Origin of the sequence: Thermocaproicibacter melissae (assembly GCF_024498295.1) — a bacterium.
Lineage (GTDB): Bacteria > Bacillota > Clostridia > Oscillospirales > Acutalibacteraceae > Thermocaproicibacter > Thermocaproicibacter melissae.
On the sequence record NZ_CP101827.1, the window covers coordinates 396,957 to 415,868 of the forward strand.

Annotated in this window: 11 protein-coding genes, 6 tRNA genes and 3 rRNA genes; 12 read left to right on the plus strand and 8 right to left on the minus strand. The window is 50.2% G+C overall.

All coding sequences use genetic code 11. The features are described 5' to 3' along the window. Positions 1 to 70 precede the first annotated feature (70 nt). Complete coding sequence (locus tag NOG13_RS01980) at positions 71 to 1,348, minus strand: glycoside hydrolase family 18 protein (protein WP_283110641.1); 1,278 nt, start codon at positions 1,346 to 1,348, stop codon at positions 71 to 73. Between the two features lie 535 nt (positions 1,349 to 1,883). Here NOG13_RS01980 and NOG13_RS01985 point away from each other — a divergent pair. From NOG13_RS01985 to NOG13_RS01995, 3 genes are all read left to right on the plus strand, one after another. Next, positions 1,884 to 3,881 carry an oxidoreductase gene (locus NOG13_RS01985; RefSeq protein WP_283110642.1) on the plus strand — a complete coding sequence of 666 codons (1,998 nt, stop codon included), beginning with the start codon at positions 1,884 to 1,886 and terminating at the stop codon, positions 3,879 to 3,881. Between the two features lie 141 nt (positions 3,882 to 4,022). After that, positions 4,023 to 4,610, plus strand: a complete 588-nt coding sequence (locus NOG13_RS01990) for a TetR/AcrR family transcriptional regulator (protein WP_283110643.1) — start codon at positions 4,023 to 4,025, stop codon at positions 4,608 to 4,610. Between the two features lie 347 nt (positions 4,611 to 4,957). After that, positions 4,958 to 5,482, plus strand: coding sequence for a hypothetical protein (locus NOG13_RS01995; RefSeq protein WP_283110644.1), 525 nt, complete (start codon positions 4,958 to 4,960; stop codon positions 5,480 to 5,482). A 103-nt stretch (positions 5,483 to 5,585) separates the two neighbouring features. Here the strand turns inward: NOG13_RS01995 and sleB are convergent, their stop codons facing one another. After that, the gene (sleB, locus tag NOG13_RS02000; protein ID WP_283110645.1) at positions 5,586 to 6,284 is read right to left on the minus strand and encodes a spore cortex-lytic enzyme; all 699 of its coding nucleotides are present in this window, start codon (positions 6,282 to 6,284) and stop codon (positions 5,586 to 5,588) included. Positions 6,285 to 6,668: 384 nt separating this feature from the next. Here sleB and NOG13_RS02005 point away from each other — a divergent pair. The 8 genes from NOG13_RS02005 to NOG13_RS02040 all read left to right on the plus strand — a co-directional run bounded on the left by NOG13_RS02005 (position 6,669) and on the right by NOG13_RS02040 (position 12,146). Further along, a 16S ribosomal RNA gene (locus tag NOG13_RS02005) occupies positions 6,669 to 8,186 on the plus strand. 168 nt (positions 8,187 to 8,354) lie between these two features. Continuing rightward, positions 8,355 to 8,430: transfer RNA gene (locus NOG13_RS02010), tRNA-Ala, on the plus strand. A 51-nt stretch (positions 8,431 to 8,481) separates the two neighbouring features. Then, positions 8,482 to 8,558, plus strand: a tRNA-Ile gene (locus NOG13_RS02015). Between the two features lie 225 nt (positions 8,559 to 8,783). Then, a 23S ribosomal RNA gene (locus NOG13_RS02020) occupies positions 8,784 to 11,615 on the plus strand. A gap of 71 nt (positions 11,616 to 11,686) precedes the next feature. Next, a tRNA-Lys gene (locus NOG13_RS02025) sits at positions 11,687 to 11,762 on the plus strand. A 32-nt stretch (positions 11,763 to 11,794) separates the two neighbouring features. Then, positions 11,795 to 11,869, plus strand: a tRNA-Glu gene (locus tag NOG13_RS02030). A 78-nt stretch (positions 11,870 to 11,947) separates the two neighbouring features. Further along, positions 11,948 to 12,063 (plus strand): 5S ribosomal RNA (rrf, locus tag NOG13_RS02035). The 16S, 23S and 5S rRNA genes sit together here with 5 tRNA genes alongside, the layout of an rRNA operon. 7 nt (positions 12,064 to 12,070) lie before the next feature. Then, positions 12,071 to 12,146, plus strand: a tRNA-Asn gene (locus tag NOG13_RS02040). Positions 12,147 to 12,389: 243 nt separating this feature from the next. On the opposite strand, the gene NOG13_RS02045 is transcribed toward NOG13_RS02040, so the two are convergent. From NOG13_RS02045 to NOG13_RS02065, 5 genes are all read right to left on the minus strand, one after another. Continuing rightward, positions 12,390 to 12,480 (minus strand) — tRNA-Leu (locus NOG13_RS02045). A gap of 82 nt (positions 12,481 to 12,562) precedes the next feature. After that, positions 12,563 to 13,573, minus strand: a complete 1,011-nt coding sequence (locus NOG13_RS02050) for a glycosyltransferase (protein WP_283110646.1) — start codon at positions 13,571 to 13,573, stop codon at positions 12,563 to 12,565. Then, entirely contained in the window at positions 13,560 to 14,741 is a 1,182-nt protein-coding gene (locus NOG13_RS02055; protein ID WP_487251190.1) for a glycosyltransferase family 4 protein, read from the minus strand. The genes NOG13_RS02050 and NOG13_RS02055 overlap by 14 nt, the downstream gene beginning before the upstream one ends. A gap of 12 nt (positions 14,742 to 14,753) precedes the next feature. Next, the gene (locus NOG13_RS02060; protein WP_283110648.1) at positions 14,754 to 15,794 is read right to left on the minus strand and encodes a nucleotidyltransferase family protein; all 1,041 of its coding nucleotides are present in this window, start codon (positions 15,792 to 15,794) and stop codon (positions 14,754 to 14,756) included. Between the two features lie 46 nt (positions 15,795 to 15,840). Next, entirely contained in the window at positions 15,841 to 16,857 is a 1,017-nt protein-coding gene (locus tag NOG13_RS02065) for a glycoside hydrolase family 130 protein (RefSeq protein ID WP_283110649.1), read from the minus strand. A gap of 506 nt (positions 16,858 to 17,363) precedes the next feature. On the opposite strand from NOG13_RS02065, the gene NOG13_RS02070 reads away from it, so the two are divergent. Then, on the plus strand, positions 17,364 to 17,951 hold the full coding sequence (locus tag NOG13_RS02070; RefSeq protein ID WP_283110650.1) for an HD domain-containing protein: 588 nt from the start codon (positions 17,364 to 17,366) through the stop codon (positions 17,949 to 17,951). 81 nt (positions 17,952 to 18,032) lie between these two features. Here NOG13_RS02070 and NOG13_RS02075 read toward each other — a convergent pair whose 3' ends face one another. Beyond that, a complete protein-coding gene (locus NOG13_RS02075; protein ID WP_283110651.1) occupies positions 18,033 to 18,695 on the minus strand; it encodes a DedA family protein in 663 nt (220 codons plus the stop codon). Positions 18,696 to 18,912 lie beyond the last annotated feature (217 nt).

The window sequence follows — 18,912 nt, forward strand, 5'->3', positions numbered from 1 at the left end:
AACATAGCATAACCGAAAACCGAAGGTTTACACGGGGAAAAGCGCGTTCGGCTGTTTGCCGGGCGCATTTTTATTGTTCTCTTTTCTTCACGATAAAAGTGGCGTCCAGCAAACTCCAGTTCTGGGGGAATGCAGGGGTGATGGGCCAATAGCTGATTCCGGCCAGGCCGTAGTCTTTCACGGCGTCGAACTTCGCCTGCGCGCTGCGTGCATCTTCAAACCAAACCTCGTGTTCAACGCCGTTTTCGTCGGTGTAGCGGAAGAAGGGTGAGGCCGCCTCGGAGTCATACATAATTTCGGCCCCGTACTTCGCGGCGCGGCTGATGGCTTCCTGCGGACTGAAGGTTTCGGCTTCCTGTCCGGCTTGGTGGGGAAGGACCCAGTCCCGCGCGTAGATTTGAAACCCGAGATAAATTTTCTCCGGCGGGATGACCGAAACGGCGTAATCAAGCACCTGCCTGATTTTGTTGATCGGAGAAATCGGCTGTGGCGGACCTTTCCGGTATCCCCACTCGTAGGTCATCAGGACGACGAAATCGGCAATCCTGCCGTGGGCGGGGTAGTCGTGCGCCTCGTAGAGCAGCCCTGCCTGCGTCGGCCCTGTTTTCGGTGCGAGGGCGGTGGAGAGGAAATACCCTTCCGCGTGCAGGCGGTCGGCGGCGCGCATCAGAAAGCTGTTGTAGGCTTCTCGGTCCTCTGGAAGAACGTTCTCAAAGTCGACGTTCAGACTTTGATATCCCTTTCGGTTCATGACCGAAAGGATATTGTCGAGCAGTGTTTCAACCAGCATCGGGTCATTCAGAACCTGCGAAGCGAGATTTTCTCCTCGCGACGTGGAGGTGAAGTTGGTGACAGCCATTACCGGCACGGTGCCATACGCCTTCATGGCCTGAATAATCGGCTCGTCGTCGATTGGGTCGAGTCCTGCATCCTCCCGGATCAGATAGGCGAACGGTGCTAAATAGGTCAGCAATTCGGCGTGCCGGTTCACAATGGGAACGGCTGACTGCCCGAAAATGTCAATGTACCCGTTTACGCCGATGGCGGGCCGATATCCGTTCGGTATGGTGAGCGTTGAGCCGATTGTTAAATTCTGCGGATTTGTGATGTTGTTGGCAGTGGCGAGGTTGGCAACCGTGACGCCGTATTTCTGCGCGATTTTCCACAGAGAGTCACCGGGCTGCACAACATAGGACACGCCTGCCGTCGGAATTACGAGAGCCTCTCCCACAACGAGCACATCGGGGTCCGCCAGCCCGTTGGCGGAGATGATGGAATCCAGCGGGACCTGATAGCTGTTCGCGATGCTCCAGAGTGAATCGCCTGCTTTTACAACATGAATCAACATGACAAAACACCTTCCCCCCATACGCTAAAATATATGAGGGCCTGCGGCTTTCTATGGCAGTCCACAGCGCAAATTCGGCACTTTTTCTCTGGAACAAAAGCAGAAGTATCTTCAAATTTAGAAAAATAAAACACGGCAGGAATTGTTATCAATTCACTATAATGGTATAATATGGGCAAATAAGCAGGGAGAGAAAATGACCTTTATGATTCGGAAACGCCTTCTGCCCCGTCGCCGCGGCGATTCCCGCCATTACGCATACCGGATACAGCAAAAACAGTCCGGGGAACGCCGTCGTTTCCCAACTCCCCGCAAGCAGTACGGACATCGCTTGCTAAAATCGAAGGCGAGCCTCTCGTAAGCAAAGAGACAGCGGCGGAAAGCGGAAATCGCCCCGACAGGAAAAGTCATCAACACGCGGAACAAGTCATACCTTTAGGACAGTAGAGAAGGTGCTTGACAATAAGATATCCGCGTGATAAATTGATTTCGTTGAATGCATTCACTGAATCAATTCGGTAAAAGAGGAATGTTTATGCCTAACAAGTATGCGAATCTGTTTGAACAAGTTTCCATCGGCAACTGCACCATAAAAAACCGATTTGCTATGGCTCCGATGGGCCCTCTGGGACTTGGGGATGCGGAGGGCGGCTTTAACCAGCGCGGCATTGACTACTACGTGGAAAGAGCCAAGGGAGGCACAGGCCTGATTTTCACCGGTGTCACGTTTGTTGACAACAAGGTGGAACAGCACGATATGCCGAACACCCCGTGTTCCACGCATAACCCCGTGCATTTTATCCGCACCGCGCGCGAAATGACCGAAAGAATCCATGCCTACGATGCAAAGGTATTTCTGCAGCTTTCCGGCGGGTTCGGCAGAGTCACCATTCCGACCAATCTTGGCGAACACCCGCCTGTGGCGCCTTCTGCCATTCCGCACCGCTGGCTCGATAAAATCTGCCGTCCGCTTGAAGTGGAAGAAATCCATGAAATCGTCAAGCAGTTCGGCAAAGGGGCCTACAATGCGAAAAGGGCCGGGTTCGACGGTGTGCAGATTCATGCCGTGCATGAAGGGTATCTGATTGACCAGTTCGCCATTTCACTGTTCAACAACCGCACCGATGAATACGGCGGAAGCCTTGAGAACCGCCTGCGCTTTGCCCGCGAGATTCTGGAAGAGATTAAGAAAACCTGCGGGGATGACTTCCCGGTAACGCTGCGGTACAGTGTGAAGAGCTTCATTAAGGACTGGCGCGTCGGCGCTCTGCCGGGCGAGGAATTTGAAGAAAAGGGCAGAGACATCGAAGAAGGCCTCAAAGCGGCACAGCTGCTCGCGGAGTATGGCTATGACGCGCTTGACGTAGACGTCGGATGCTACGACGCCTGGTGGTGGAACCATCCGCCGATGTACCAGAAGAAGGGCCTCTACATTCCTTACGCAAAGATGGTAAAGGATGTTGTGGATGTGCCCGTCATCTGCGCCGGCCGCATGGATGATCCGGAAATGGCTTCAAAAGCCGTGGCAGACGGGGCGTGCGATATCGTTTCGCTCGGCCGCCCGCTGCTTGCCGACCCGGACTACGTCAATAAGCTGAAAGCCGGAGATACGGCTTCGATTCGTCCGTGCCTCTCCTGCCACGAGGGATGCATGGGGCGCATTCAGGAGTACTCCGCCCTCAATTGCGCCGTCAATCCGCAGGCCTGCCGCGAACGCTCGACACGCCTTGTTCCCGCGCTGCGCAAAAAGAAGGTCGTTATTGTCGGCGGCGGTGTTGCCGGATGTGAAGCGGCCCGCGTGCTGGCACTTCGCGGCCACGAACCGGTTGTTTACGAAAAATCTTCGGCATTGGGCGGAAACCTGATTCCGGGAGGTACCCCGTCCTTCAAGCAGGATGACCACGCGCTTGCGGCGTGGTATACGCATGAGCTGAAAAAGCTCGGCGTGGAAGTACATCTGAACACGGAGGTCGGAGCGGAAGACGTCCGCAAGCTCGGCGCGGATGTCGTGATTGTGGCAACCGGCTCGAAGCCGAAGGTTTTCTCTCTCGGCTCGGCACCGGTTTATCCTGCCGCAGACGTGCTGCTCGGAAAGGTCATCGCAAAGCAGGATGTTGCCATCATCGGCGGCGGACTAGTCGGCTGCGAAACCGCACTCTGGCTGCGTGAGCAGGGCAAGAACGTAACCATTGTGGAAGCCCTCCCGAAGATTCTTGCGGTGAATGCTCCGCTTTGCCATGCAAACAGCGAAATGCTGGCGGCGCTGATTCCGTTCAAGGGGATTCGCACCGTCACCTCCGCGAAAGCCACCGGTTACGACGGAAGTACGCTTCAGGTGGAAACCGCTGACGGAGTGCAGTCCATCAAGGCGGATACGGTCATTCTTGCTGTGGGCTATACCTCGGAAAATGAGCTCTACAATCAGCTTCGCGGCGAAGTCCCCGAGATTCATCTGCTCGGCGACGCCCGCAGAGTGGCGAATATTATGTATGCAATTTGGGACGCATACGAAGTTGCCAGCCACATTGAATAAACACCGCTTTATTTCTACATAGATGCGACGAGGAGATTCACCCCTGCTTGCGAGGCGAATCTCCTCTTGTTTCGGCTATTTGCAACGAACATGCCGGTGAGGTATTATTAGGAGCGGAGAATCATCGGAAGGCGGGAAAATATGGGCAAAGATGTGACAAGCCGAACGCTGCAGGCCTTGGCGACCAAAAAAAGAATCTACGAATGTGGCATTTCGCTGATGAAAAAGTATGGTTATGAGAACATCACCATCGAACAAATCGCCAAAAAGGCAAAAGTATCGGTTGGAACCTATTATCATTACTTTCAGTCGAAATTTGACCTGTTCGTAGAAATCTACCGGCAGGGAGACAAATACTTCAAGGATAAAATTCCTGCGCTCCTAAGCAGAACAAAAAACTGCAAAGAAAGAATCTCGGAGTATTTTGCGCTCTACGCACAGCTCGCTTTGAAGGACGGCTTGGCGATGGTGCGTAACCTTTATGTTCCCACCAATAAGATGTTTCTGACCCATGGCCGCGCTATGCAGGATTTATTGATGGATATTCTCCGCGAGGGACAGAAGAACGGGGAACTGCCACCGGAAGCCGATGTCTGCAAAATCACCGAAACGCTGTTCGTTGCGGCGAGAGGTGTGATTTTTGACTGGAGCCTGCATGACGGAAGCAACGATTTGGTGGCAGACATGCGAAATATGATTGACAGGCTCGCAAGCACTTACCTGCTGTGATGGTTCCGTAGGTATGCTCGCTAATAGCTAAAACAAGAAATGCGCCCCATTTGTCAAAGCAAATGGGGCTTTTTTATGCCGCATAGGGGCAGCAGTTGAATAACCAAGTTTGACCGAAACGGCATCCAAAACTGCTTTGCGGTGCAGCATATTGAATATTGTTATAATAATGCAATATAATACTCTAAGGATAAGATTTGTCAAAAAGCGGCGGCACTCCCCTCCGTATGCCGCTGCCTTGACAAACTGGGGAAAAAATCGGATAATAAGTAACAATAATGGCCGGAATAAGCGGGGAAGAACCCTGCGGCCGAGCCTTCTAAGAAATGAAAAAGGCGGATTTCAATATGAAAAAACTCTGGATTATTTCCGTTGCGGCGCTTCTGGCCGTTTCTCTTACCGCGTGCGGTACCGATCTGAGCGCTTCGAGAAATGCTTCCGCGTCTTCCCAAACGTCGCAAGCACAGTCTGCTGCATCGGCTGACGATTCCGCGGTTGAGGATAATCTTGCAGGCCTGCAGAAATATCTCACAGCAAACGCTTCCGTCGCGGGAACACCGGAAGAGATGCGCAGCGATATGATCGGCGCGAAGGCCGGCGTTCGCTATAAGTATGATTACAACGGGAAAAACAACGTGACGCTGGAACTGTATGAATTCGACACGAAGAACCTGAACGACACCGCAAAGAAAGTGATTTCCGACGTAAAGTCCACCGGTAAGTTCACCGTTATCGGCCAGCAAGTGAACGCAGTTCTGTCGAATAGCGGAAAATATCTTATGATTTACAACAATTCCTTAACCGACGACGCCAACAAGGCCTATGGCGAAAAAATCAAAAAGCTGTTTACGGAGTTCAAGGCAAACGGCTGATGCCTGTTTCGCGGAACGTTATGTAATATAAGTTATATAAGGAACAATAAAAAGAGAAGCGGCGTATGATATTCATACGCCGCTTTTTTGCTGCATACATCTATTAGGCGCAGAACCGATGGTCACCGATTACTGTGATGACCGGTCGCGCGAAGATCCACTGACTCGTCGATTTCTTAGGATTATAGTAATAGATAGCGCCGCCGGATGGATCCCAGCCGTTCATTGCGTCACGCGCTGCCCTGTAAGCAGAATCCTCAACAGGAGCGTTGATGCCTCCGTCTGTGATACAGGAGAATGCGCCGGGCTGGTAGATGACGCCCGCCAGCGTGTTCGGGAAAGACGGATGGTCAATGCGGTTGAGAATAACCGCTCCGACGGCAACCTGACCCACGTAGGGTTCACCACGGGCCTCTGCGGAGATAACACGCGCCAGCAGGTTTACGTCGTTCTGACTAAAGCCGCCGGCTCCTCCGGTGTTGCCGCCCGAAGAAGAGATGCCGATTTTCGCGAGGGTCGCAGGTCCTGCAATACCGTCGGGTGTCAGTCCGTTCTTCTTTTGAAACGCAATCACGGCGTTCTTTGTTGCGGTGCCATAGATGCCGTCAACGCTTCCTTTGTAATAGCCCCATTGTTTCAGTCTGGTCTGAATCTGGCGAACTTCTGTTCCGGTTGACCCGACTTTTGAAAGAGTCTGAACGCTGTTGTTGTTCGTGCGCATGAACGCGGCTATGATTAGAATGTTCAGCAGCAGGATAACGACAACACGCCAAACGTATTTTAGCTTTCGGTTCGTACTCATCAACTCCTTTTTCCTGTTGTTCAGAAGTTTTCCCCATAGGGGCGCATTTATCCTTACAAAACGCCGTCATTGTTCCTCAAAAGAACAACAATGAAAAGATTTAAAAAACTGCGAAAAAACCCGAAAAAGGTGTTGACAAACGAGCAAACGTGAGGTATTATAGACAAGCGCCTTGCGGAAAGGGCGCTGTGGAAACGAAAGCCAAAAGGCTGAGGGACCGCATGGGACCTTGAAAATTAAACAACGAGTAAGGAATACGGAACCCGTAATTTTCCAGAGAGTAGAGATACTCGCAAAGAGATTACGAATACACGTTAGTGTATCGAAAAGAGCTAAGAGGCTCTAGAAATTGATATAAACGTCTTCGGACGTATATATACCAAATTTTTAGAGAGTTTGATCCTGGCTCAGGACGAACGCTGGCGGCGCGCCTAACACATGCAAGTCGAACGGAACTGTTTTGGAGCTTGCTTCGAGACAGTTTAGTGGCGGACGGGTGAGTAACGCGTGAGCAACCTACCTCTCAGAGGGGGATAACGTCTGGAAACGGACGCTAATACCGCATAACATTCTGAGGTCGCATGGCTTTAGAATCAAAGGAGCAATCCGCTGAGAGATGGGCTCGCGTCCGATTAGCCAGTTGGTGAGGTAACGGCCCACCAAAGCAACGATCGGTAGCCGGACTGAGAGGTTGAACGGCCACATTGGGACTGAGACACGGCCCAGACTCCTACGGGAGGCAGCAGTGGGGGATATTGCACAATGGAGGAAACTCTGATGCAGCGACGCCGCGTGAGGGAAGAAGGTCTTCGGATTGTAAACCTTTGTCCTTGGTGACGATAATGACGGTAGCCAAGGAGGAAGCTCCGGCTAACTACGTGCCAGCAGCCGCGGTAATACGTAGGGAGCGAGCGTTGTCCGGATTTACTGGGTGTAAAGGGTGCGTAGGCGGCTCTGCAAGTCAGGTGTGAAAACCATCGGCTTAACTGATGGACTGCATTTGAAACTGTGGGGCTTGAGTGGAGTAGAGGCAGACGGAATTCCCGGTGTAGCGGTGAAATGCGTAGAGATCGGGAAGAACACCAGTGGCGAAGGCGGTCTGCTGGGCTCTAACTGACGCTGAGGCACGAAAGCATGGGTAGCAAACAGGATTAGATACCCTGGTAGTCCATGCCGTAAACGATGATTACTAGGTGTGGGGAGTCTGACCCTCTCCGTGCCGGAGTTAACACAATAAGTAATCCACCTGGGAAGTACGACCGCAAGGTTGAAACTCAAAGGAATTGACGGGGGCCCGCACAAGCAGTGGAGTATGTGGTTTAATTCGAAGCAACGCGAAGAACCTTACCAGATCTTGACATCCAACTAATCCTGTAGAAATATGGGAGTGCCCTTCGGGGAAAGTTGAGACAGGTGGTGCATGGTTGTCGTCAGCTCGTGTCGTGAGATGTTGGGTTAAGTCCCGCAACGAGCGCAACCCTTGTGATTAGTTGCTACGCAAGAGCACTCTAATCAGACTGCCGTTGACAAAACGGAGGAAGGTGGGGACGACGTCAAATCATCATGCCCCTTATGATCTGGGCTACACACGTACTACAATGGCCATCAACAAAGGGAAGCAAAGCCGCGAGGCGGAGCAAATCCCCAAAAATGGTCCCAGTTCGGATCGCAGGCTGCAACCCGCCTGCGTGAAGCCGGAATTGCTAGTAATCGCGGATCATCATGCCGCGGTGAATACGTTCCCGGGCCTTGTACACACCGCCCGTCACACCATGGGAGCCGGTAATACCCGAAGTCGGTAGTCTAACCGCAAGGAGGGCGCCGCCGAAGGTAGGATTGGCGACTGGGGTGAAGTCGTAACAAGGTAGCCGTATCAGAAGGTGCGGCTGGATCACCTCCTTTCTATGGAGAGAGCGAACAGATGGAAAATCTGTTGCGAATCCAAGGTCAGAATTACGGAGGACCATTCCTGAATCGTTGTTTAATTTTGAAGGCCCCAAGCCGGAGACGGCGAAGGTTCTTCAGGGAAAGAGAACGAGAAAAGACCAAACAGTTGAATAACTCCTATATGGGGGTATAGCTCAGCTGGGAGAGCGCCTGCTTTGCAAGCAGGAGGTCAACGGTTCGATCCCGTTTATCTCCACCAACGGCTATTGTGGCTAAGAAACACTGATAGCCTCTGGCCGGAAGAAGATATGGGCTTATAGCTCAGCCGGTTAGAGCGCACGCCTGATAAGCGTGAGGTCGGTGGTTCGAGTCCACTTAAGCCCACCAGCAGGTTGAGCCTGCAAAATAACATACAGTATCTCAATTGCGCGACTGCGAGGCTGCGGAAGCGGTTGAGTAAAGCGCGACGAATGACACTGTGTGTCTGTACCTTGAAAACTGAATAAAGCACGAAGCAGATATTAAGCGAGAAAAAGTTGTTATCAATTAATCAAGGTTTTGCGAAATCTTGTTTAAGGGAACTGCAATTTTGAGAACCGAACGATATCACATGGTCAAGCTACAAAGAGCGCAAGGGGAATGCCTTGGCACCAGGAGCCGAAGAAGGACGCGACAAACTGCGAAAAGCTGCGGGGAACCGTAAGTAGGTATTGATCCGCAGATTTCCGAATGGAGCAATCCGGCTGGAGTCATGTCCAGTCACCGTATACTGAATTCATAGGTATACGGGGGGAACCGCCTGAACTGAAACATCTAAGTAGGGCGAGGAAAAGAAATCAAGAGAGATTCCGCAAGTAGTGGCGAGCGAACGCGGAAGAGGCCAAACCGAGGGCAGCAATGTTCTCGGGGTTTCGGACAGCTAAGAAATGTGGGAAGTCAGCCGAAAGGTCTGGGAAGGCCTGCGAGACAGCGTGAAAGCCGCGTAGGCGAAGACGGAACACATGGGGCTGTATCCAGAGTACCGCCGGACACGAGGAATCCGGTGGGAAGATGGGGAGACCACTCTCCAAGCCTAAATACTCCCTGGTGACCGATAGAGAAGAGTACTGTGAAGGAACGGTGAAAAGCACCCCGGGAGGGGAGTGAAATAGAACCTGAAACCTTGTGCTTACAAGCACCGAAAGCCCGTCAAAGGGTGATCGGGTACCTTTTGTAGAATGGTCCGGCGAGTGAATGTAACTGGCGAGGTTAAGGACTTAAGGTCCGGAGCCGTAGGGAAACCGAGTCTGAATAGGGCGCAAGAAGTCAGTTGTATTCGACCCGAAACCGGGTGACCTACCCATGTCCAGGTTGAAGTGAGGGTAAAACCTCATGGAGGACCGAACCGACTCCCGTTGAAATGGTAGCGGATGAGGTGTGGGTAGCGGTGAAATTCCAATCGAACCCGGAGATAGCTGGTTCTCTCCGAAATAGCTTTAGGGCTAGCCTCGCACATAATTACCGGAGGTAAAGCACTGAATGGACTAGGGGCCGAAAGGTTGCCGAAGCCTATCAAACTCAGAATGCCGGATAATTTAAGTGCGGGAGTCAGACGGTGTGAGATAAGTTTCATCGTCGAAAGGGAAACAGCCCAGACCCACAGCTAAGGTCCCAAAATATGGTTAAGTGGGAAAGGATGTGGGGTTGCTCAGACAACCAGGATGTTGGCTCAGAAGCAGCCATTCATTAAAAGAGTGCGTAATAGCTCACTGGTCGAGTGGCCCTGCGCCGAAAATTCAACGGGGCTAAAATCATATACCGAAGCTTGGGATTCCGAAAGGGATGGTAGGAGAGCGTTCTGTACAGGATGAAATCAGAGCGGAAGCGCTGGTGGACAGTACAGAAGTGAGAATGCCGGAATGAGTAGCGAGAAATATGTGAGAATCATATTGGCCGAAAGTCTAAGGTTTTTGGAGGAAGGTTCGTCCGCTCCAAGTAAGTCGGGAGCTAAGGTGAGGCCGAAAGGCGTAGCCGATGCACAAACGGTTGATATTCCGTTACCGCAGAAAGATTTAAGTACAGTGACACCTGCGAAGGGCATAACCCGGGCGATGGTTGACCCGGGCGTAAGGGACCGAAATTAGAGTAGGGAAGTATGCCTGAAGTGGGGCGAGAAAAGCTGTATGGATATCTGATGCGCCCGTACCGCAAACCGACACAGGTAGACAGGAAGAAGATTCTAAGGCCAGCGGGAGAAGGGTAGTTAAGGAACTCGGCAAATTGACCCCGTAACTTAGGGAGAAGGGGTGCCACAGCGATGTGGTCGCAGAGAATAGGCCCAGGCGACTGTTTAGCAAAAACACAGGTCTCTGCTAAATCGAAAGATGAAGTATAGGGGCTGACACCTGCCCGGTGCTGGAAGGTTAAGAGGAGATGTGCAAGCATCGAATTGAAGCCCCAGTAAACGGCGGCCGTAACTATAACGGTCCTAAGGTAGCGAAATTCCTTGTCGGGTAAGTTCCGACCCGCACGAAAGGTGTAACGATCTGGGCACTGTCTCAACTACCCGCCCGGCGAAATTGTAGTACCGGTGAAGATGCCGGTTACCCGCGACAAGACGGAAAGACCCCATGGAGCTTTACTGCAGTTTAATATTGGGTTTCGGCAATTTATGTACAGGATAGGTGGGAGACTGGGAAACCGCGGCGCTAGCTGCGGCGGAGTCACCCTTGGGATACCACCCTTAAGTTGCTGAAATTCTAACCTGCGGCCGTAAACCGGTCGGGGGACATTGTTAGACGGGCAGTTTGACTGGGGCGGTCGCCTCCTAAAAGGTAACGGAGGCGCTCAAAGGTTGGCTCAGCACGGACGGAAACCGTGCGAAAGAGTGTAAACGCAAAAGCCAGCCTGACTGCGAGGATGACGGTCCGAGCAGAAACGAAAGTTGGAGTTAGTGATCCGGCGGTATGAGAGTGGAATTGCCGTCGCTCAACGGATAAAAGCTACCCTGGGGATAACAGGCTGATCTCCCCCAAGAGTCCACATCGACGGGGAGGTTTGGCACCTCGATGTCGGCTCATCACATCCTGGGGCTGAATTCGGTCCCAAGGGTTCGGCTGTTCGCCGATTAAAGTGGTACGCGAGCTGGGTTCAGAACGTCGTGAGACAGTTCGGTCCCTATCTGTCGTGGGCGTAGGATATTTGAGGAGAGCTGTCCTTAGTACGAGAGGACCGGGATGGACGCACCTCTGGCGCACCAGTTGTCACGCCAGTGGCACAGCTGGGCAACTATGTGCGGATCGGATAAACGCTGAAAGCATCTAAGCGTGAAGCCGACTCCAAGATAAGATATCCCACAGCGTAAGCTGGAGAGGCCCCTTGTAGACTACAAGGTTGATAGGCTGCATGTGTAAGCACGGTAACGTGTTCAGCTTGGCAGTACTAATAGGCCGAGAGCTTGACCATACTTCGGTCGGGCGCTCATCTCTCGCCCATACCTGCTTCACCTTTATTCAGTTTTCAGGGTACATATTTATGCACCATTAGCTCAGCTGGTAGAGCACCTGACTCTTAATCAGGGTGTCCCGGGTTCGAATCCCTGATGGTGCACCAAATACCTGCTAGGCGGCATGAAGTTATCTTTTGGCCCGTTGGTCAAGCGGTTAAGACAGCGGCCTCTCACGCCGTTAACGTGGGTTCGAGTCCCGCACGGGTCACCATTTGAATCGGGAAACTGTTCAAATGATGAATCCAGTTTCCTGAGGACAAAAACTTCATGCTGCTGGGCAGCGATATTAGTTGGTACCGATTGCAGTGAGGGTACACCCGTTCCCATTCCGAACACGGAAGTTAAGCTCACATGCGCTGACGATACTTGGCTGGTGACGGCCTGGGACAATAGGTGGCGCCAACACGAATATTCCTCGTTAGCTCAGCCGGTAGAGCATGCGGCTGTTAACCGCAGGGTCGTTGGTTCGAGTCCAACACGGGGAGCCAGAAAGACCGTCCATTGAATGGACGGTCTTTTACTGTATTTGCGGGAAATCAGACAGAGCATTAATGATCGAAAACATAGCATGTTTATTCAAACAAAAAGGCCCATGAATATTATCATCGGCCTTTTGATTATGGTTAGATGCGGATGGAGAATTCAGTACAACGTTAGGATTTCCTGCAGTTTCCCAGAAATACAACAAAGCGCCTATCATGATATCCCAAACATGATAGGCGCTTTCACAATGGTGCGAGAGAAGGGACTTGAACCCTTATGGACTTTTAATCATCCACAAGAACCTGAATCTTGCGCGTCTGCCAATTTCGCCACTCTCGCGAGTTGACTCAATTAGTTTATCATAAAAGGAGTAGCTTGTCAAGTAAAAAAGCGGCAAAAATCAGCATTTGCTCATGAAACTTCAGGTATACCAACCATTCTGTTCGGCAACCAATGCAGAAATCAGCCAGCAAATCAGACTTTCGGCTCCTTCGTTTTTGTTGACTCTGAATGGCGATATCCCGTCGCAACAGCCGCCGGTTTCCGGGTCTATCATAGAAATGTGAGAGATATTTCTCCCAAGGTACCACTGGAAACAATGCTTCGCTTGCTCCAAATAAACGCCGCTGCCGGTTGCTTCATAGGCCTTCATGCAAACCATCATCATGTTGCAGGCTTCCACGGGCTGTTCATCATAAACGGCAGGGGAACCGCCGCGTTTCATCCATCCATTACACCCGACTGGGAAAAACATCTTGTTACGAAATGTCAGTTTTGAAAGAAAATCAAGGCTTTCGAGTCCGATTTTGAATTGCAGATTTTCTGGGTTGTATGTACAAAGAATCGCATAAGGCAGAATCCCGCTGCAATATGTAATTTCATCTTCAAACCAATGCCAGTTTTTCTTGCGACATTTTTGATATATTTCAATCAGTTCTTCTCGTAGGATTTTGCGGTAATGAGCAGCTTCACTGGAGTTATACAAAGAAAGGCCGACGGCTGTATATGCAATTCCTTTCGGATATTTCAGATTTCTACAGGCAGGAATCGTTCGGTCAAGCAAATTTTTCGCACATTCCCGGATTGTTGACGGCAAATATGAGCGGGAAGCGGTGTATGCGAGGGCTAGGATGCTCCTGCCGTAACAGTCTTCGGAGCCGCGCTTTTCGGTGAATTCTCGATTATAATTCATAAAATTCCGGAACCAGTGACCCCGTTCGGCATAGAGTAAAAAGCTCAGGTAGCGAACGATAAGATCCTCAAACCGCTTCCCGCCATAGCGCTCATAAAGCATATCGGCCAGAATTAACGCCCGTGCATTGTCGTCGGTCGTATACCCCTCGGATGGATCCGGAATACCCAGTACGGCGTGCTGGAATATTCCGGTATCATCCGTGAGGCGAAAAAGGTAACGCAAATCAATTTCCGGCATTCTCTGCACCCTCTCCGCATGAAATAGCCTCCCGGAAAACAGAGCGATAATTTTCCGCGACCTTGCTCCACATCATGTTTTGACCGAGTTTCAAGGTGTTTCGCTCCATTTTCTCCTTCAGCTTGGGGTCTCGCATTACCTGAAGAATACACTTTTCGAGGGAAACTGTGCTTCGGAATTTTGCTAGCAGCCCGCGCCCGTCCGCAAGCATTTCCTTTGCGTAAGGGTATGGGGTTGAAATAATGACCCTTCCGTAACCGGCAGCATAGGCAAGGGTTCCGCTTACCGCCTGGTCTTTTCCGAGATACGGCGTCATGTAGGCGTCGGATACGTCAAGGTAAAAAACGATTTCCTCTTTTGTCAAGTAGCGGTTTACAAAGCGCACGTTATCCTGAATTCCGAGTTCCTTAACTTTTTCTTCGAGCTTTTCTCGGTATTGCTCTCCGTACTTTTCTTTGATGACCGGATGTGTCTGGCCGAGAATGAGGTAGAGTATTTCAGGGTGTTTTTTTGCAACCCTCGCAACGGCACCGATGCCGTACTCCAATCCCTTGCCGGGGCTGAGCAGACCAAAGGTGCTTACCACGAACCGCCCATCAACGCCGATTTCTTTCTTGAGCTGTTCCCGGTCCTCAACGGCGATTTCCGGTACTCCGTGCGGGATGACTGCAATTTTTTCGGGGTCAATGCCGTAGACGTCTTTCAGAATCTGCACCGATGTGTTCGACATTGTAATGACTTTCCGGCATCCTTCCGCAAGCTTTGTCAGAATTGTGTGCTGCAGCTTTTTGGGGTTCGGAAGGACTGTGTGAAGTGTCAGCAGGTAAGGAATCTCCAGCAGCTTCGTTAGCTTCAACAGATATTCGCCGCAGCGCCCTCCGTAAATGCCGAATTCGTGTTCAATCATCAATAGTTCAGCACCGGATACGTTGATTTGCTGTGCAATTTCCAGGTATGAATTCGGGTCATACTGGTTCAGCGTCATTTTCACTTCCGGCGGATACTCATACGCCCCGTCATTGATCGCAACAACGCCCGGCGTGCAGCCGCATTCCTTTTCCAGAGCGTGGATTAAGTCTTGGGTGAACGTCGCAATTCCACAGGCGCGAGGGGGGTAGGTGCTGAGAAACAGAGTATTCGGAATTTTTTTATCTTCCAAGAGAGACATTCCTTTCCGATATTATGTGAATGGGAGTTTGCATTCCGGAGAATAAATCATGTTTTGGCACTGCACGCCGCTATCCAATTTGCAGCCGCTTGTTACAACGGAATGGTCAAAGCTTACGCCACTACCGGCCGTAACATTCTTCCAGATAACGCTGTTGCGCACCTCCAATCCGCGGCCTGCTTCAAATCCGTCACCGATGACCACGTTTGGCCCGATGACGGCATTTGCCCCAATATGAACGTTCTTGCCGAACCAGACCGGCCCGGTGATTTTAGCGGTGGGGTCTAGGTCAACGTTCTCACGCCCGTAGATCTGGGCACTCTTGAAATCGTTCTCAGGCACATGGCAGGAGCCTTCAAAAATGTCTGTGTGTGCCTGCATATACTTCTTAGGCGTTCCAATGTCAATCCAGTAGCTGTTGCCGCGGTAAACCGCCATGCGGTATCCCTCTTTTAATAACATGGGGAAAATATCCCTCTCGATGGAAACCTTTTTGCCGGCAGGGATTGCATCCAGTACGCGCGGTTCAAAAACATAGATTCCGGCATTGATGTTGTGGGATTTTTCTTCACCGGGTTTTGGCTTTTCCGTAAACGAAAGAATGGTGTCCTCCGGGTCAAATTCAATGACGCCGTAATTCTGCGGGTCCTGAATTTCAATCGAAGCGATGGTTACGTCTGCTTTCTTTCGCTTGTGAAACGCGACGAGCGCCTTTAAGTCAAAATTACAGAGAATGTCGGAATTGAACACAAGGAAGGTGTCGTCAAAGTATTTTTCACAGTTTTTGATGGCTCCTCCGGTGCCGAGCGGCTTTTCTTCGCAGACACAATGAATTTTGATTCCGTTTCGGCTGTCCGGCCCGAAGTGCTGTTCAATCACATGTGCTTGGTAGCAGGTGCTGAGTACAATCTCATCGACTCCGCATTGCTTGAGTTCGCCGATAGACCGTTCCAAAAGAGGAATTCCCATAATCGGTACCATCGGCTTCGGTACATGATTGGTTAACGGCCTCAGGCGCGTTCCCATACCGCCGGCTAAGAATAACGCTTTCAAAATCATTTCCTCCTTTCTTCCGGAACGTGGTCAGCCAAACAAGGCGTCAATAAGTGGAATCAGCCGACGGCCCGGGACAGCTTTTGATATATTCCAAAAGATCACTCAGTGTTCCGGTCGCAAGACAGATGCGACTGTCGGCAGCCCCATAATAGATACGCACAGTACCGGAAGCTTTATCGTGAACCCATCCGCATGGGAATACAACGTCACGCACATCCCCTTCCCGCTCATAGGACTCTTCGGGGCCGAAAATCCACTCATCACTGCGCCTCAGAACCTTTGTGGGGTCTTCTCCGTCCAGCAGAGCAAGCCCAAGCCGATAAATGCACCCTGAGGCAGTCTGACGCACCCCATGGTACAAAATGAGCCATCCATCGGGTGTCTCAAGCGGAGGGCAGCACAGGCCGATTTTGTTCGCATCCCACCATGCGCCTCGCCGAGCTTTCAAAAGGATTTGATGATCGCCCCAATATTTCAGGTCGGAGGAGCACGATAACCAGATATGTGCTCCCGGACCAACTTCCTCTTCGCTGGTCAGTTTTGCCCCGATTGGGCGGTGAATCAGCATCCATTTTCCCTGGAATCGGCGGGGAAAGAGTGCTGCATCTTTGTCTTCCGGCGGCATGATGGAACCCATTTTTTCAAAAGAAACAAAATCTTTCGTCAATGCCAAAGAAACAGTTGGGCCGGAACGTGAGTAAGAAGTGTAAACAACGGCCCAGCTTTCCAGTTCATCAATCCAGGTAATACGTGGATCCTCAATTCCCCAAGATTCTTCCGGAAAATCCGGTGACGGTTCCAGCGTTGGGAATTTGTCGATTTTCCAGTTTGTAACACCGTCATCGCTGACGGCTTTTGTAAAGTGCGAAAAACCACGACGATCTTCGACCCTAGCAAGAAGAAGCGTTTGGTTGTTAAAAATCGTGGCGGATGGATTAAATACGGTATTAACTGCATAAGGCCAGTCTTTTGCGGTTAAAATCGGGTTGTTCGGATATCTCACAAACAGTTCCCGGTATGTGTTGTCGCTGTTTTTCAGCCTTGTTTCAAAAAAAGGCATAGGTCATTACCTTTCCAAAGTTTTTCATAGCAGGCAAACATGCGCCTGCAATAAAATAGTATTAGTCGGAATGTGCAAAACATTCCTCGAAAAAAGATTCAAAAAAGCATAACGGAAAACGCCTACAGCAAATAAAGCTGTAGGCGTTTTCCGTTTGTGAAAAAATGGTGAAGTCCCTCTGTTGTGAGGAAAAGACGTACTCGAAATTAACTGTACACTTTCTCTCCTCTTCGTAACTAATTCTACAATGATTTATACAAAAAAACAATCATGATTTTAAACAAAAAACCGTTAAAATTAACACAACACAAGGCTTTGAAATCCAATAAAATTGACAAAATGAACAAAATTTTTACGATATTTAATTGCAATTGTATATTCTGCCTGAAGATATAGTTAAAATTGGAGCTTTTTTACAAAATAGCGGTCTAAAATCGGAGAAAGTGGGGTGAAGCAAAAATCTCAGAAATATGGTATAATCCGTTTGTAACGTTAGGGGGAATTTTATGGGTTATCGTGAAGAATTTGAAGCGATCTACCGGGAACATATTACGCGCGCAGGTTCTGCAGAGCTTCTTGCTTGGCTGCAGACGACGGATTTTTTTGTTGCTCCGGCGAGCACAAAATTTCATTGTGCCTGCTTGGGCGGACTTGTTCAGCACAGCGTCAGTGTTTATCATGTGATGCGCGAAAAGCATTTCGACGAAGAACATGACAGCGAGGAGAGCTTTGCAATTTGCGCTCTGCTGCATGATATCTGCAAGGCACAGTTTTACAAGAAAGGTTACCGCAATTATAAAAACGAGGAAACGGGCCAGTGGGAAAAACGTGTGCAATATACGATTGATGACCCTTACCCCTATGGGCACGGTGAGAAATCCGTATTTCTCATTGAGCGTTTTATGCGGCTTAAGGCTTCCGAGGCAATCGCAATCCGCTGGCACATGGGCGGGTTTGATGAGGCTGCGAGGGGAGGCAGCTTTGCAATCAGTCAGGCATATGAAAAATACCCGTTGGCAGTCAAATTGCACCTTGCAGACCTAGAGAGTACATATCTGCGCGAAAAAGGCACATCAGAAGTCCCCCATAATTAGCAGAACCAGTCAGAATAGGAATCCCCCGCTGAAATTCTATGCTTCAGCGGGGGATTCTTTATCCTGTCAGAAAAGTCAGACTCAGATTTGGCCTTCCTCACATTTTTTCTCTTTTTTATTCTTTCTGTTTTTAAAAAACGCCACAACAGCAGGAATGACAGAAACGAAAATAATGGCGATGACTACCATGCTGAAATGCTGCTTAACAGCGGGAAGATTCCCGAAGAAGTACCCGATGAAGAAGAATACTGCAGCCCAAGATACTCCGCCGACAGTGTTAAACAAGAGAAAACGGCGGTAAGACATTTTGCCGACACCTGCAACAAATGGCGAGAATGTCCGAAGAATGGGCATAAAACGTGTAATCACGATTGTGATCCCGCCATACTTATCAAAAAATTCCTGCGTTCGGTCAAGGTCTTCCTGGTTAATGAATCGCATTTTCTTACGCTGCTTTACCTTGTCACTCAGGAAGAGGCCAATTTGGTAGTTGAGCATATTCCCAGTCACGGCCGCAATCATGAAAAGCGGCAGGGCGGTCCAGCTGACAATTCCGGTTGCGGCGAGTGCGCCGGCGGCGAAGATGAGAGAGTCACCCGGCAGGAACGGTGTTACGACCAGACCTGTTTCACAGAATATGATCAGAAACAGCATCACATAAACCGGGGTACCGTATTGCTGCATAAAGGAAGCAAGATGAACGTCCAGATGAAGAAATACATCTACAAGAAAGCCAAAGTCCAACAATCTATCTCCTTTCCGTTTTATTTAATAGCATACATTTTTTAAGATACGATAAACACATGAGAAAAATCAAGTGATTTTATACTCATCGCAGATTATTCTTTCCCAAAAGTATCTCCGGCTGTGCATAGCGCAAAAAAGAAATCGTGAGGATTGAAATGAATCATTCGATTCGATATAATAAGATATCGGAAGCAGTCATAAGCTGCCAAAGCAA